Genomic DNA, 16,369 nt, shown 5'->3' with positions numbered 1-16,369 from the left:
AAGGCATAGATTTTTTATTACTTTTCTATATAATCCATGATGTCTTTGGAATCCTTAATTGGATAAGATTCGCTGAGCCGCGTCCATATCCCTGTAGAGAGATAATCCATTATCAGCGGGGGCAAAAGTGGAGTTTCCGCCAAGGGTTGCTATGACACCTGCTACCCATGAGCGAAACATTAATATATACGGTATTATATTGAGAACTAGTATGGCAGGAGATGCCAGCGGAGATGCCAGTGGCGAAAGTGTACTGAACCGACGAAACTATCTCAAGGCCATTGGGGGCACTGGCGTTGTGGCGACAGCAGGCTGTCTAGACAAGCTTTCTGGACCGAAAGCATGGCCAGCACGTCCCGTGGAAATCATCGCGCCATGGGCGGCTGGTGGCGGATCAGATCGAACCAGCCGCGCCGTCGCCAACGCGGCCGAAAACTTCACTGATGTCTCCTGGAACGTCAAGAATCAGACTGGCGGCTCAGGTTCCGTCGGGATGAACGCGGCCGCGAACGCCGAACCCGATGGTCACACACTTGGTTGTACGGCTCCCGAGATCGCACTGTTTGAGCACCTCGGAATTGCCAAACTCAGTCCCGACGACATCACACCAATTATGCAGTATACCGAGTTCCCGGCAGCGCTCGTTGTCCGTAAAAATTCACAATTCAAATCGCTCAACGACTGGATTTCCTATGGCCAGAAAAATAAGATTCAGATGGCGAACTCAGGATTCGGTTCATCGTGGCACATGGCCGCGGCGGCGATTGCAGACGAGGCGGGTGTGAAGGTCAAACATATCTCCTATGATGGTGCAGCACCAGCGATGACGGCCGTTGCGAATGGCGAGGTCGACTGTACTGCAGTGGGTGCCGCAGAAGTAGCACCACAGGTCAAGGACGGCAAGCTATCCGCTCTGGGTGTCGCATTCGATAAACAGGTCAAGTCGCTCCCGAATACTCCTACGCTAGCAAGCCAAGGTCTTGATATTCGTATCGGCTCTTGGCTGGCTCACTTCGCACCGCCGAAACTGCCCAAAAAGCGCCAACAGAAAATCGCTGATACGTATAGTTCCGTCTATGAAAGTGATCAGTTCAAGAAATTCATGAAGAAAAATAACTTCATCCGCGTAAAACGAGGCCCCAAGGAACTCAAAAAGTTCCTCAATGAGCAGTACAAGTACTACGGGAAGCTCGTTAATAAGCTCGGTATCAAGAAACAGTGACGAACCAAATCAAGTTACCGTAGTACAGTTTCGACCGGTTGTTTGTGACTTATTGCGGCATACCGGAATGCTATATAATATATCCGAATTATCCTGACACCGACGTAGAACCGATTAAACAATTTATTTGGAATGCTACGTCGTAACTCCACCGATAGGTTGATTAATGATGTCTCCCACTCAAACGTATGCACACAATCGACGACCATGTAGAGCGACCAGATCGTGAAATTGTCGAGGCCTTTGAGGAAGTTCCAAGCACGATCGTCTCGGACGTGACCGGAAATATCGGACTAACGATGGACGCAGGGATCAGACCCGCCTACGACGGAATCGAAATGGCTGGTACTGCAATCACGGTAAAGGCTGCGCCCGGCGATAATCTGATCATCCACAAGGCGATTACGATGGCCGAACCCGGCGATGTACTGGTCATCGACTGTAACGGCTACACCGACACGGGACACATTGGTGAACTAATGTGTAACTCCTGCCAAGCGAACGACCTCGCTGGCCTCGTCATTGACGGTGCGTACCGCGATAAACGGGAGATCACCGAGATGGGGTTCCCCGTTTACGGTCGCGGCGTGAATCCACAGGGGCCACTCAAGCAGGATCCTGGTTCGATTAACGTTACGGTCTCATGTGCCGGTGTGAGCGTTGACCCAGGTGACATCGTAATCGGTGACGATGATGGACTGGCGGTCATCCCCGGTGACGGTGCGGCACAAGTTCTTGAACTCGCCCAAGAGAAAATCCGCGCCGAAGACAATGTCCGCGAGGAGGTTCTCGATGGAGCGTACCTTTTCGAGATTAACGGCTATGACGAACTATTCGAAAATATGGAAGTCGTCGGCCCTGAAGACTCGATCCAATAATCGGTAGACACGGCTTGTTTTCAGGTGTTTTTCACAGTAGTCTTCCCTCGATAGCTGCCATCTACCGTCCACGAAAGGTCGATTCGAGAGACGATTCGATAATGTTGTAATTCCTCGCAGGGCTTAAGAGACCCTAGATCAAGTAGCAAGTATGACCAGGTCGAACGACTCGGACGCACGCGGGCTAAAGAGCATCAAAAAAGCTTTCGACGTCATTGAATATCTTCGTGAATCTGACGGGGCGACACTCTCAGAGACGGCCGATGATTTAGATTTAGCGGTGAGTACGGCCCACATCCACCTCTCGACACTCACCGATACGGGGTACATTGTCAGAGACGGCGACGAGTACCGATGTAGTTTCAAATTTCTACAGACAGGGGGTGAGCGACGGGACGAGATGGCGCTCTATAATGCAGCTAAGTCCGAACTCGACGAGTTGCAAGCGGAAACCGGAGAACACACCAACGTCACCGTCGAAGAACATGGATACGCAGTTCAGCTGTACAAATCCGAGAGTCCGAAGTCGATCGACGATGATGCATCGCTCGGGGATCATTTCTACCTCCACTTAACCGCGACAGGCAAGGCGATGCTCGCAGAGTTCTCAGAGGAGCGTGTCACAGAAATTATTAACCGATGGGGGCTCCCAGCGCTGACCGACGATACAATCACCGACGAGGATATCCTCCACGAGGAGTTAGAGACAATCCGTGAACGCGGCTACTCAATCAATCAGGGAGAACACTTTCCGGGTGTCTGCGCCATCGGCACGGCGATCATCTCTGAACCTGACGGAGCGATCGGCGCAATAAGCATCAGCGGCCCACTCAGTCGGATTACGCCCGAGCGCATTGAAGAGGAACTCGCGCCGTCACTCCTCAATAGAAAGAACATTATCGAGCTGAAAATTAGGCAGTATGGGTAACCGAGACAATTAAGCATGGTAGCCCTTGCCTGGCACTTGGCGGTCACTTTGGAGGGCTGTCCCACTCGGAGCCGTTGTCTTGCGGTTTATAACCGAGCATGGCCTTCGTGTGCTCAATGCCGAACCATCGGGCGTCGTTTCCGCTGACCGCATAGAACGTATCATAGGTAACGTCCTGATCCTCTAGACAGCATTCTAGCAGATGCGCGAAATCGCGCTGGGATGTCCACGACGCCTTGAGCCGACTTACCATCTCCTCGTACTCCTCACTGCCGCGCTCCCATGAGCCTGTCTGAGACTGATCCCAGACCTCATCATCATCCACTTTATATTCCTCGCCCCGGTCAACGCCGCGTTCAGCGTCACCGTAGGGATGGTCGTACTTCTCGGTTCTAACACTCGAAATCCGGAGGGAGTACACCTGCTCAGGGGCACCGTCACGACGGGCGTGTACCCGGCAGATATGCTCGCCGAACATCTTCGACGCACCATAGTAGCCGTCGGGCTTCGGAAGTGTCTCATGAGTAAGCCGGAGCGGGTCATACTCGCTTGGATAGTCCTCCCCGTAGAGCTCTGGCGCCTGTTCCTCCTCGTACAGTCCCATTACACGCTGCGAGGACGCGTATATGAGTTTCTCAACGCCGGCTTCTTTCATTGCTTTAAGGACATTGTACGTCCCTACGATGTTCGGTTCGATGATATCTTCGAAATCCGCGCCTGCATCCGACTGTGCGGCAAGATGGATTACAGCGTCCTGCCCCTCAAAAGCCGGTCGCATTGCTTCGTAATCAGCGATATCTGCAACGTGCGTCTCATAGTCCGGATGATCGCTCCGGTTGAGATACGTGAAGTTGTACTGTTCCTTGTCGGCTAAGTAGTTGAGGATCGCTTCTCCTGCCTCGCCGAACGGACCCGTCACTAGGACTTTTTGGGCTGCCATCGATGGCGGCAAATCGAGCAGGATAGTATTTAGTCCTTTTCATGGGTGAGAAGCCATTGACACTTGGAAACCCTCACCATCGGCGCTAGATAGTCCATTATTATTGAAACGGACGTCGACGGTTTGTTCGTGACCATAACACTCACAGGATTGTAACGCTCGACTGGCTCAGCGGAAATATAGCTCGTAATAATCTGCAAGTTCGAATTCAATATAGTCGGAACCAAGTTCACCTTGGCTTGCTTTCAACTGATTGTCGATGTCCGCATTGTATGGAATACGCGCGGCCACTCCTCCGCTATTGATGGACTCCTTCAAAACGGTGATTGTGACTTTCCTCCCATTGTGAGCTAACTCAACGGTCTGTGTCACCATTTTAGCTTCGAAATTTTCGCCATCTATTACAGAGATGGGCCTGTAATGGCACATCCCTGAAGATGAACCTTTTATACTGGAGGAGGACAACGATTGCGTATGGAATTAGCATAGAAAGACTTGGCTGAGGTTGACCTGACCGCCCGGAACATCGGTGGCAACGACGAGACGAAAGCCACCCTTTCCCCGGGAGTGACAGCTCTCACCGGTCGCAACGCGACAAATCGAACGTCCCTCCTCCAAGCGATTATGGTGGCGCTTGGCAGCGACTAGTCATCGCTGAAAGGTTCTGCCGACGAAGGGATGGTCGAACTGATGATGGGTGACAATACCTACACACGAACGCTCACACGCCAGAATGAAGCTGTCACGATGAGTGGCGATCCGTGTCTCGCCGATCCCGAACTCGCGGATCTCTTCGCGTTCCTGCTCGAATCGAACGAAGCCCGTCGTGCAGTCGCCCGTGGCGACGATCTCCGCGACCTCATCATGCTGCCTGTCGATACGGACGCGATTCAGGCCGAGATTGAGCAGTTAGAAACCGAGAAGCGCCAGCTTGACGACGAACTCGCCGAGTTCAACTCGATCAAACAGCAACTGCTCGGCCTCGAAGAAGAACGGACGCGGTTAGAAACCGATATCGAGGAGAAGCAGGCTGAACTGGCGGAGAAAGAAGCTGAATTTGAAGACGCGGATGCCGATATCGGTGAGACGAAGTCGGAAAAGGCCGAATTTGAGACGAAACTCGACGAACTAAGCGACACTCGCTCTCGCCTCGAAGATATCCGTTTTAGGATTTCGACAGAAGAAGAGAGTATCGAGGCACTCGAACACGAAGCGACCGAACTCGAAGCGAAGGATACCGACCCACCTGCTACACCGGACGAGGAAAAGGCGCCCTTGAAGAACAAATCCAGCAGCGCCATGAGCGAAAACAATGGTTAGAATCGACGATGTCCGAACTCCAGACGATCATCCAGTTCAACGACGAGATGCTGGAGGGAACGAGCCCGGAACTGCGTGAGGCACTCTAGGCAGACGAAGTGGCATCATCGTCGAGTGATTCTATCACCGACCAACTCGTCGATGACACGGAGGTAGTCGTTTATTGGACGTGTGGAACAGAGGTCGAAAAACAGACGTCCGGGAGGGACGATGGAAAGTTACGAAAACCATCTTCAACTTGCACGTTGTCCGTAGCGCTGAATCGAGGGCAACCTACGAGGATACGATCGACCATCTCAGTAAGAGTGAGCGGGAAGTTACCAGTCTTATCTTCGCACTTGCCGGTTATCTCATCTACGATGTCCATAAAAAAGTACCGTTTATCCTACTCGATTCGTTCGAAGTGATTGATTTCAACCGGATTGCCACGCTCATCGACTATTTCAAGACGTTCGTAACAGTCATGCTATTGCGTATCGTCTAAGCAATGTACCTTCCAGCGTTCTAGGGAGAGGGACGACGATGGGGTCGAAAGAGAGACTCACTATCGAGAACGGGGGTCACTAACAACGAACAGAACATTGCGGAACTCGAAGCCACACTTGACGACATCGAACCAGTCAAGATCGGTAGGGAGGCATAGCAGTTAGACGCTAGGTCAGGTCTGGCGCTACCTCATTCCGCTGTATGCGTTCACCATCGGCCTCCTCGGTTTCATAATTGGTTCAGACGTTCGATTACATCTCTATGAGTGTAATGGAAAGAGGGGGGACATCAAAGGAGCGATTCCGAATTATAGAATATCAGGAGAAAATGGAAACAGAGTGAAATCGGTTGAGAGACAGTCACACTCCTTGTTTTGATCACTTTGCCGATTGAGATGAGATGGATTGCGGTTAAAGAGCCTAATACAAGCAGCTAGGCGTCTGTAGTTCCCAATCAACGATTTCAACAGTTATTTCGTAATAGTGAATACACGGCCGCCTGAAATGGCAGAATCATTTTCCCTCTCTTCCTTGTTAATCTCTCGAAAGAGCGGCTTTGTATTGCATTCGGTGTTAAGAATAGGAATTCCGCGATAAAGAACCGAAATCGAGAAACACCGGGCATGATAGTGGGCAATTACGAACAAGGTTTATTATGAACGACCCAGAAGTGAGGAAGTGTATGGCACAAAAAGCCACCAATTCGACTCTGGCAGAGACGACCGTAGTGGATACCGATGTCCATATGACCGTGCCCGAAGAGGAGGTTGCACAGTACATGGACGAACCGTATGCTTCCAGTATCACTGACTCTCCACACCCTATTTTCCCATCGAGTAGTTGGGATCAGCGGATGGGCGGCAAGATCAAGGACAACTTCTCAAAATTTACTGACGCTGAGGATATCTCCCAGTTTCAGCGAGAATTCGACATCGACTATCCGATCATCAATACCTTCGAACCACTAGGGAAGTTCTCTCAGCCGGACCTGGCAATGGAGCTTATGCGGGCGTATAATCGGCTTCTGTTGGACAAGTACATAGACGATCACGATTTTCTAGGTCTGGCTGCCGTCGCAACTCAGAAGCCCCATGAAGCTGCAGAGGAAATCGATAAGATGGGTCAAGAAGATCAAGTCGTTGGCCTGTATGTCGGGTCAAGCGGTGAGCATCCACCTCTAGGGGATTCAAAGTACGATCCTATCTACCAGGCTGCTGAGGACAACGGCCTTCCAATTGCGTTCCACGGTAACGCCGAGGAGTTCATGTTTGACTTCCCGATGCAGAACCGGGGTTTCAACAAATTCTTCGAGGTTCATAGCGTCGCCCATACCTGGCAGCAAATGATGACACTGACGAGTATTATTGCTGAAGGTGCGCCGGAGAAGTTCCCGGATCTCAATTGGGTCTTTCTCGAAGCAGGCCTCGGCTGGGTTCCTTACATGATGCACCGGATGAATAAGATATATCACATGCGTCGGAGCGAGGTGCCATTGCTGCAGCAGACACCAGAGGAGTACATCCGTGAGTCGTTCTACTTCGCCAACCAGCCTCTCGGTGAACCGAACGACTCTGAAGACATGGCGAGGATGCTCGAAATCATGGGTACAGACAACATCATGTTCGCCACCGACTACCCTCATTGGGACTTCGATGCACTCGATGAGCTCGACAAGTACTTACAACACTATTTCACAGAGGAGGATCGTCGGAAAGTTCTATATGATACCCCTGTAGAGGCCTTCCAACTTGACTTGTGAAACGGACAGACGACCTACTCACGTGAGGATGAAGCAACTACTAGAGTGAACCATGAAAGAACATGTGGTCGCACGAGCAGACGAACTGAACAAAGGTGAGCGAATGCTGGTCGAAATCGAAGGACGCGAAATCGCTGTTTTCAACGTCGACGGTGAGTACAAGGCATACACGAATTGGTGTGCCCACCAAGCTGGCCCGGTCTGTGAAGGTACCTTGACCGGTACCTGGACCGCCGAATACGACCAGGAAAATCTCAAAGTATGCATGGAGTGGTGTAGTGAAGACAAGATTCTGAGCTGTCCTTGGCACGGGTGGGAGTATAACGTCACAAACGGTGAATCATTAACTTCGAATGCACAACTTCCCTCTCATCCAGTTCGAGTCGACGGTGAGGACATCGTTGTTAGTGTCTGACTTACGACTAGTGGTCTAACCACTGAATATGGCCTAACCACTCTTCGAGATTCGGTATGAAGTACTTGCTATAAAGGTCTGTGAGCGTCATCACCAACGCAATTTACGGCCTAATTGTTTCTTAAAACTGGGTATTTAAGACTGTCCCAATCAATTCAACTCCAAAGAGGTCTGACGCTCCTACTCCTTCAACGAGAACATTATAACTCTCATCAAGTAAAAGAGGATAGCAAAGTCGTAATACCGAGATTGGGCCATCGTCGAAGTTGACGGCGTCTTCTCATCTTTACCCTGGCTAACAGTCATCTACTCACGAGGACGAATTTGGAAAAATTGTTTTCCCTCCACTATTGAATGACTTCCATCCACTGGTGGTAAGTTAATTTACATTCTAAGGGTACAGCCGGTACTCGTTGTTCTATGTGGAAACACTTTATGTGATCAACATTACAGGATCCCTGATGATGACGCTTATTGAATCGATGTACTGACTAGACAGACGGATAGCTAGAATGTCGGTAAGAGATGGCGAAATTCTTAGTTGTATCCTATGCCGCAAAAGACTTATATGAGAATATTGATTCATATACAGTTACGGTATGAGTGGACATACCTCACAGAGTGAGTCCGACGGCGAGACGACATCCTCGGGCTCCGATGATAGGGAGCACAACATCCAAAAGCGGCGGACATTCCTGCTTTCGATGGCAGGAGCGTCCGCTTCGCTACTCGCTGGCTGTTCAGGCGAATCCAGTGGCGATGGAGGTGGCAGTAGCGGTGGTAGTTCTGGCACAACGACTGACCAGTCACTTAAGGTGGCTGTCTGGAGTGGCCAATACCATACCTATTTCAAGAATACTATCAAACGGATGTACGAGGAGGAAACTGGTACGACTGTTAAGCTCGTGCCCGGGTGGAGTGCGATTATTTCAAAAATCAAAAGCGCTCCTGAGGACGATCCGCCTTACGACATCGCAGTCACAGAGGGACAGATGTATAATCAGGCGCAAGCAGAGGACCTCTTCCTCAAAATTCGAAAGGAAAACATACCGAATCTGAAAAAGGTGTATCCCTACATCAAGAATCTTCGGTCGACGAAGTATGGAGCCCCGTTCGACGGTGCTCCCGTCGCTGTAATGTATAACAACCAGAAAATCAACTACGACATTAACGACTGGCAAACCCTCATTGACAATGACACACGCTTGACAATGGACGGCGGCTTCTACGCGTACACGATACACATCGCTGCTATCGTCGCCGACCAAATGCCAGGGGTTGAAGAGATTTACAATAAACAGCACCACAAGGTGCCGTTCAAAAGGGTAAAAGATTTTAACACAACCTCATTCTACAGCACGGGTGCTGAACGATGGCAGCAGATGCAACTGCGCATCGCCAACGCTGCCCAGACATATTTTGGCGTCTCGATGGGACGTAAGGCCGATAACGACTGGATATCGGTTACGCTCCCGGAGACGACAACGGGATACTACGACCATTATGGCGTCGTTCGTGGCACAGATAAACGCGAGATGGCCGAACACTTCCTCAACTTCATGCTCCGGACGGACGTTCAGAACAAGTGGGGCAAGACTAGCCATCAGCTACTCGCTAATAAGAACGCCGAGCACTCTCAGGCCGCACAGGAGGCTGGCTTCCCCTCAACCAACCAGGAGTACAAAGATTTCCACTTCCCTGACTATGAATACCTCTCGGATTACTCCGATACGTTTAGTAGAAAATTCGAAAAGCTCAAACGATCATGACGGTATCGCCACAGTCAGCTGATTTCCCCTCAAACCAATAGATACATGGATAATTCAGACATCCTAACCGCGCATGAAGACGCAATTACGGAGGTAACGACCGATACAAAGTTCACTCCTTGGATAGACGGGGAGCAGTATTTCCCTGACCAGGACGTGACTATCGAGACCATTGACCCGGCGGTGACTCGTCCAATCACGGCGATTCCCGTCTGTGACAGTGATGACGTCGATGCTGCGGTCAAGGCGGCCAGGGACGCCTACGACCGTGAGTGGGCGGCGACTCTGCCCGCTGAGCGGGTGACGATGCTTCGTAAGTGGGTTAACGAGTTACGAGATCACGAAGACGAACTAACCCGACTAGAGTGCCTTGACACCGGCAAACCCATCAAACAGGCTCGCGGAGAAGTTCAGGCAGCGTTCGATACCCTGGACTACTATGCCTCGCTCTGTCGAACCATCAAAGGCGATCAAATCGCCGCCGGTGAGGATCTCCATGCCTATACTCGCAAAGAACCGTTCGGCGTGGTTGGGCAGATAATCCCATGGAACTTTCCTATTTGGTCGTTGACCTGGAAGCTCGGGCCTGCTCTTGCAGCCGGTAACACATCGGTTCTGAAGCCAGCGCAGGATGCACCGCTGACAGCGATCCGCGCCGCGCAACTGTCGACAGATATCTTCCCAGATGGAGTCGTCAACGTCGTTCCTGGGATAGGAAGTGATGTAGGGAATGCGCTAACCGGCCACGGAGGCGTTCAGAAGGTATCGTTCACTGGCAGTCGCAAGGTCGGCGAACTTGTCATGCAAAGTGCCGCGAATCACATTGCACCAGTAACCTTGGAACTCGGTAGTAAGTCACCATTCTTGGTCTTTCCCGACGCCAATCTCTCGAAAGTCGGACAGGCCATTGCCGACGGTATCTACTACAGTTCAGGGGAAATTTGCGATGCATTCTCAAGAACCATCGTCCACAAGGACATCTACGAGGAGTTTCTCGACGCTTTCCTCGCGGCCGCCGAGGAGTATACTTGTGGAGACCCTCTTGACGAGGACACGACAATGGGGCCGTTGACCACTGCCGACCAGTACGAGTCCGTCCAGAAGTACATTTCTCTTGGAAAGCAAGAGGGTTCGAACCTTGTTTATGGTGGTGGGACGCCCGCTGAATCACTTGAACACGGATGGTATATCGAACCGACCGTGTTCACCGACGTGGATAATGACATGCGTATCGCTTGTGAGGAGATATTTGGTCCAGTTCAGACTATCCAGACGTTTGGTAGCTACGAAGAAGGTATCGACCTAGCAAACGATACTAGATTCGGTCTATCGGCCGGTATCGGAACCGAAGATATCTCGCTCGCCCACCGCGCAGCCGCAGATCTTGAAGCCGGGATTGTCTATGTTAACGACTATGGTCCTATCCTCCCCGAGGCACCCTATGGCGGCTTCAATGAGTCAGGTATTGGCAATGATCTCGGCGAAGAATCCCTTAACCATTATTTACAAACTAAGAGCGTCTATATGAATCTTGAGAACCCAACGCACTGACCGTGATCACGTGGATTTTTCTGTAATTAAATTGTCTATTTGAGGTTCGATGCCTACTCTGTAGAGGTTAAACGGTAAGTTACCGAGAAAGCTTCTTCCCTCCCCCCTCAATACTGTTGGCGTTAGGCGACTACTCACTTTCATATTCTGTCCGCACTACTCACACTGACCCTTTCTATCCTAATTTCTCTTGACTTTTCGCCTCGGACAGGCGCTTTTTCTGGGTGTAGCCACAGCGTCATAGATAAGTACATTAAAACCGGTATTTGGAGTGTGGTGTCCGAAGAGACTACACCCCAGTCGACTGAGCGACCTGAGTGGTGGGAGAAAAATGAGCGACTTCGTGAAGAGATGGGATTGCCGGGTTACAAACCGCCCAAGTTCTCCGACGGCGTTTTCACACATAACGTCGTAAAGCAGCTGGAGGATAAACATGGGTGTTCCATCACATTCCGGTCAAAACAGCCACGCTACCCTTCTCAGTGGGAGATCCATGTCGATGGTAGGTGCGTTGAGACGACCGCCCGCCGACGGACGAACTCTGGGAACACAATCTATCAACTTTCATCGACGGTATTTATCGATCTCATTGAATCTGCACTCAACTAGTGCAGTCAAAATATAAGACAATATATTTTGACCCCTCGTTGTCGTAGTCGGAAGATGTTTCCGCAGACTTTTCAAGAATATTATGGAAATTTATATAATGTTAGATGAATCATATTGTTCTATGTGTGGTTTTCACACACTCACAGACCTGTCCGACTGTACAGATGCGTTGCTCACGTTGGGTGGTTGATTCGCCATGAGTGCAATCGAACTCGAAGACGTAACGAAAAGGTACGGGAGATTCAATGCTGTCGACGATTTGTCCCTTGAGGTGAAGGAGGGAGAATTACTGTGTGTGCTCGGCCCAAGCGGATGTGGAAAATCGACGACTATGCGAATAATCGGTGGTCTCGAGCGACCGACAGAGGGTGACATTCACATTGCGGGCCAAGAGGTCACGCAGCAGCCACCCTACGAGCGCGACTGCTCCATCGTCTTTCAGGATTGGGCGTTGTTTCCTCACAAGACGATACTAGAAAACGTCGCATTTGGGCTGAAGATGGATGGTATTGATAAAACCGAGCGAAAGGAACGCGCGCGGGAGACTCTCGAAATGGTCCAACTCGATGGGTATGAGGATCAGAAACCTAAGAAACTCAGTGGCGGCCAACAACAGCGAGTTGCACTGGCGCGTTCACTCATAATTGAACCCCACGTACTGCTACTCGACGAACCGCTATCGAATCTGGACAAGCGGTTAAAAGAGGAGATGCAGATCGAGCTTAAAGAAATTCACAAGGAACTGGATCAGACGATGGTTCACGTCACTCACGACCAGAGCGAGGCGTTCACGCTAGCTGATCGTATCTGCATCATGAACAACGGTGAACTTATTCAAGTAGGGGCACCGCCGGATGTGTACAATAATCCTAAAAACCAGTTCGTTGAGGAGTTCCTCGGCGACACTAACTTTCTTGAGGGAAAAGTCGTCGAGACGACCTCAGATGGGGTCGTCGCCGAGACGGATCTTGGATGCCACGTAGACATCCCCGTCAAGAACCGAAAGGCAGCCCCAGGCAGAGGTGAATCGGTGTCCATCTCCTTGCGGCCAGAAAACATGCAGATCCGGCAATCCAAAATCCATGATATCAAGGCCGACGGCGGTGATGCACGATGTGCAGTAGGTGGGCAGGTCGATAATGTAATCTACCGTGGTTCAATGACGCGGCTGTACATCGACACCGGTTCGCGGAAGATGTTTATCGAGCAACAGTACGATCCAGACAACGAAATTGAAGAACAGCAGGACGTTGTTATCCAATGGGATCCCGAACGGTTAGTTGCCTTCGACGGTGAGGAAACCCAGTTTACTGCCTTCGAGAAGTAAGTATGAGCATGAAATTCCAACAAGGTTCTCTCCTCAGTCAACTTGGAAAGTGGCTCCAGCGTGGCTCCTCACGGGCAAAGTTACTGATGGTTCCACTCATTGTTTTCGAGATAATCTTTTTCATTGTACCATTGCTTTACCTTTTCCGTATCAGTCTCTACTCACCTACTGGTGCTGGTGCATACGCTGCGGGGACATGGTCTATCCGTAGTTACGTTCAAGTACTTACCTCGGATCTTACCATCGGACTATTAATATTCACGGTGAAGTTCACCGTCGTGGTGACCGTCGTAACGCTCATGCTTGCGGTGTTGCTATCCTATGCTGTCTGGAGAGCTAATGGGATGTTAAAGACCGTCCTGCTGTTCACGGTCATCCTGCCCCTGTTGACGACGCTCGTCGTCAAGCTCTATGCGTGGTTACTGTTATTGTCCCCTATTGGACCGTTCAACAGCCTCCTGATGAGGACTGGCGTCATCGAGCAAACAATGATACTTATGAATAATTTCTTGGGGACGGTCGTCGGCCAAGTTTACACTGCGCTCCCCTACGCGACGTTGGCCATCTACAGTGTAATGTCGACCATTGAGTGGCAGACGGTTCAGGCGGCCCGCGACCTTGGGGCGAGCCGACCACGCTCGTTCTTCGAGGTGGTGCTGCCACAGACACTGCCGGGGATCTCTGTAGCCACGGTAGTAACCTTTGCCTGGGGCGTTGGCGCGTATGCTTCGCCTGCTCTCCTGGGGTCGGCCAGTGAGACAACATTCGCCATTGAGGTCGAACGACTGATGCTTCAGCAGTTCAACTGGCCGGTCGCCAGTGCACTTTCGATAATTCTACTTATTTTCGTCTTGATATCAGTCCTACTCATGTTCACAGCCCTAAATCACTGGGGAGGTGACGAAATGCATGTTTAATGCATACGTACGCGAACGCATAGAAATATTCGCATTCCGTGCTGCATACGGACTGCTCGCGTTCCTGATGGTGCTTCCGTTATTAGTGGTTATCGGCACCTCGTTTGGCTCAACGGGACAGCTGGTCTTCCCGCCGCGTGGATTCTCGTTGGTTTGGTACAACCAGTTTCTCTCAAACCCGTCGTGGAAGGGAGCAGTCGTGAACAGCCTAATTACATCCTCGGGAACGGCGGTGCTGTCGACGTTCTTGGGCGTAACTGCTGCATTTGGTCTGAAAGGCGTCGAATCGAAGTCGCTGCAATACTTCGTCCCCATCGCCTTACTTCCGCTCCTCCTGCCAGCAGTAGTTATCGCAGTCATCCTCCTGACTTACCTCAGCGAATTTGGTCTCCATCGCTCGTACTTTGCAATCATCATTGCACACTCGCTGTGGGCGACCCCGCTGGTGTTCTTCATTATGCAGGCAGTGCTCGCCCAGTTCGACTGGCAACTGAAGGACGCAGCCAACGATCTTGGTGCCGGTCCCATTCGGTCATTCGCTGAGGTCATTCTCCCGAATGTGAAAAACGGAATCTTTGCATCGGCACTCATCGCATTTATCATTAGCCTCCAGGAATTCGTCATGGCGCTGTTCCTGTCAGGACAGGACACCCGTACCATTCCGGTGTTGGCGTGGATCGGTCTCAGGAACGAGCTCGACCCAACCATCAGCGTCGTTTCGACGTTACTCATTGTCGTGGCCATGCTCTTAGTAGTGCCTGCTGCACTCGCCATCGGTCTAGAACGGCTGGCCAAACAGCTTTGATTCCTTTCTAACGGCTCTTCTGTCATCGGTCTCTGTCAGCTGGTATATCTGCTGATATCTCCCATTGTGACGTGCGGAAGCTCGCGCGTGAGCAGCGAAGAGATCCCTACGCCATGATTTCACTGGATATTCGGTTCGTTGTAGTTGAGTTCGATGACGTTCACCGATTGCAAAAGTTTCTTTGGGAGCTCGGTTTCAAGTCGGTCGCCCGCGAACCGGTGTGTCGGCCCGGCGATGCTCAGTCCACCGAGGATGTTGTTGCTCTCGTCGAGAATTGGTGCACCGATGGAGCGCATTCCCTCGCGAAACTCCTGACGGTCGTAAGCGTAACCTCGTTCACGAATTGCGTCGAGTTCCTCGTATAATTCATCCCTTGTTGTTATGGTTTTATCAGTCTGGGCCGGCAATCCATGTCGGTTGATAATCTCCTCGACCTTATCTTCGGACATATACGCCATAATCGCCTTGCCGGTCGCCGAACAATGCAGCCTAATTCGTGTTCCCGGAATCGCTGGATATTGAATATCCGCGTTGTCCTGAGCGACATCGAGGTAGACACCCCTTCCGTGCTCCTCCACGATGAGTGTTATCAACTCTTTGGTCTCTTTTGCCAGCTTTCTGACAGCTGGTGCCCCCTTTGCGTAAAGTGGCAAACGCTTACGGACGATCTCCCCTCGTTGCAGGAACTTAAGCCCAAGCTTGTACTTCGATTCCTCCTTGATGACGTACTCAAGTTCCCGGAGCGTCGCAAGGTGGTTGTGAACTACGCTTTGTGGCCGCTCAACAATTTCTGCGAGTTCTGTGACCCCGACAGCTTTGTGTTCTTCGAGCGTTTCAATTATCTCTTCCATTGTATAGAGGGCTTTGACAGGGTTATTCGCCTGCATCACCATGAGTTACTAAATTGCAATCGTAGTATAAAATACCTTCCCCGTTTAAGAATGAGGTCTCTTGACCGTTACTACTTCCAGAGCCCTATCGTAGGTAACCACTAACTCAGACCAGTAGTGAGGGTACGTGCGACCATTCCGCTTGCGAACTTGCCTCAGCAGATCCAAAGCGCTTGTTTCCAAAGTGGATCGCTCAAATAAAACCGTTACTTGCAGATGACGCTCCCGTGTCGCCCTTCTCATCTTTTATTCCCTAGCTAGTAAGACTGACTAACTGTCGCTTACAGAAAGGCGATATCAGTCGTCGTAGACTATATTGTCGTACGGCAACTAAATCCGTATGTTGTTCCCCTTCTGACTAACTACTACAATGCTGGACAACGCTCACATACTGGAATACGTATTTCAGATGTGGATGAACCTTGAAAATGGCTGGAAAGCTATTTACCTTAGCTTTTTCCTGCTTCTCATCGTCCTCTTCGGTGTCCCTATTCCTTGGTAAACGATGAATCGAACGCTCATCCCTGGGCTTCTCTTTCTTCTCATGATCGGAC

Annotated in this window: 13 protein-coding genes and 1 pseudogene; 11 read left to right on the top strand and 3 right to left on the bottom strand. The window is 50.9% G+C overall.

Going from position 1 to position 16,369, the window contains the following annotated elements:
* Positions 1-211: 211 nt before the first annotated feature.
* The 3 genes from LIW51_RS24825 to LIW51_RS24815 all read left to right on the top strand — a co-directional run bounded on the left by LIW51_RS24825 (position 212) and on the right by LIW51_RS24815 (position 3,028).
* Positions 212-1,222: a Bug family tripartite tricarboxylate transporter substrate binding protein gene (locus LIW51_RS24825; RefSeq protein WP_227378817.1), complete on the top strand. Its 1,011-nt coding sequence runs from the start codon at positions 212-214 to the stop codon at positions 1,220-1,222.
* Positions 1,223-1,410: 188 nt separating this feature from the next.
* A complete protein-coding gene (locus tag LIW51_RS24820; RefSeq protein WP_227378816.1) occupies positions 1,411-2,100 on the top strand; it encodes a 4-carboxy-4-hydroxy-2-oxoadipate aldolase/oxaloacetate decarboxylase in 690 nt (229 codons plus the stop codon).
* A gap of 151 nt (positions 2,101-2,251) precedes the next feature.
* Positions 2,252-3,028 (top strand): IclR family transcriptional regulator, encoded by a 777-nt coding sequence (locus tag LIW51_RS24815; RefSeq protein WP_227378815.1) that lies wholly within the window; start codon positions 2,252-2,254, stop codon positions 3,026-3,028.
* 43 nt (positions 3,029-3,071) lie between these two features.
* Here LIW51_RS24815 and LIW51_RS24810 read toward each other — a convergent pair whose 3' ends face one another.
* Entirely contained in the window at positions 3,072-3,968 is an 897-nt protein-coding gene (locus LIW51_RS24810; RefSeq protein ID WP_227378814.1) for an NAD-dependent epimerase/dehydratase family protein, read from the bottom strand.
* A gap of 168 nt (positions 3,969-4,136) precedes the next feature.
* Entirely contained in the window at positions 4,137-4,343 is a 207-nt protein-coding gene (locus LIW51_RS24805) for a hypothetical protein (RefSeq protein ID WP_227378813.1), read from the bottom strand.
* Between the two features lie 120 nt (positions 4,344-4,463).
* Between LIW51_RS24805 and LIW51_RS24800 the strand changes: the two are divergent.
* The 8 genes and pseudogenes from LIW51_RS24800 (at position 4,464) to LIW51_RS24765 (ending at position 14,925) form a co-directional block, all read left to right on the top strand.
* Positions 4,464-5,772, top strand: a pseudogene (locus LIW51_RS24800) (archaea-specific SMC-related protein).
* Positions 5,773-6,455: 683 nt separating this feature from the next.
* Positions 6,456-7,532, top strand: a complete 1,077-nt coding sequence (locus tag LIW51_RS24795; RefSeq protein ID WP_227378812.1) for an amidohydrolase family protein — start codon at positions 6,456-6,458, stop codon at positions 7,530-7,532.
* 52 nt (positions 7,533-7,584) lie between these two features.
* On the top strand, positions 7,585-7,947 hold the full coding sequence (locus tag LIW51_RS24790) for a Rieske (2Fe-2S) protein (protein WP_227378811.1): 363 nt from the start codon (positions 7,585-7,587) through the stop codon (positions 7,945-7,947).
* 599 nt (positions 7,948-8,546) lie between these two features.
* Positions 8,547-9,716, top strand: coding sequence for an ABC transporter substrate-binding protein (locus tag LIW51_RS24785; protein ID WP_227378810.1), 1,170 nt, complete (start codon positions 8,547-8,549; stop codon positions 9,714-9,716).
* 45 nt (positions 9,717-9,761) lie between these two features.
* On the top strand, positions 9,762-11,267 hold the full coding sequence (locus tag LIW51_RS24780; protein WP_227378809.1) for an aldehyde dehydrogenase family protein: 1,506 nt from the start codon (positions 9,762-9,764) through the stop codon (positions 11,265-11,267).
* Between the two features lie 805 nt (positions 11,268-12,072).
* Positions 12,073-13,203, top strand: coding sequence for an ABC transporter ATP-binding protein (locus LIW51_RS24775; RefSeq protein WP_227378808.1), 1,131 nt, complete (start codon positions 12,073-12,075; stop codon positions 13,201-13,203).
* 2 nt (positions 13,204-13,205) lie between these two features.
* Positions 13,206-14,120 (top strand): ABC transporter permease, encoded by a 915-nt coding sequence (locus tag LIW51_RS24770; protein ID WP_227378807.1) that lies wholly within the window; start codon positions 13,206-13,208, stop codon positions 14,118-14,120.
* Positions 14,113-14,925, top strand: a complete 813-nt coding sequence (locus LIW51_RS24765) for an ABC transporter permease (protein ID WP_227378806.1) — start codon at positions 14,113-14,115, stop codon at positions 14,923-14,925. Before LIW51_RS24770 ends, LIW51_RS24765 begins: the two co-directional genes overlap by 8 nt.
* A 119-nt stretch (positions 14,926-15,044) precedes the next feature.
* Here the strand turns inward: LIW51_RS24765 and LIW51_RS24760 are convergent, their stop codons facing one another.
* Positions 15,045-15,818, bottom strand: a complete 774-nt coding sequence (locus tag LIW51_RS24760) for an IclR family transcriptional regulator (protein ID WP_227378805.1) — start codon at positions 15,816-15,818, stop codon at positions 15,045-15,047.
* Positions 15,819-16,369: the final 551 nt, after the last annotated feature.

Source organism: Haladaptatus halobius, assembly GCF_020618475.1.
GTDB classification, from domain to species: Archaea; Halobacteriota; Halobacteria; order Halobacteriales; family Haladaptataceae; genus Haladaptatus; species Haladaptatus halobius.
Note: the sequence above shows the minus strand (reverse complement) of the source record. Positions and strands in the feature narration are given on the sequence as shown.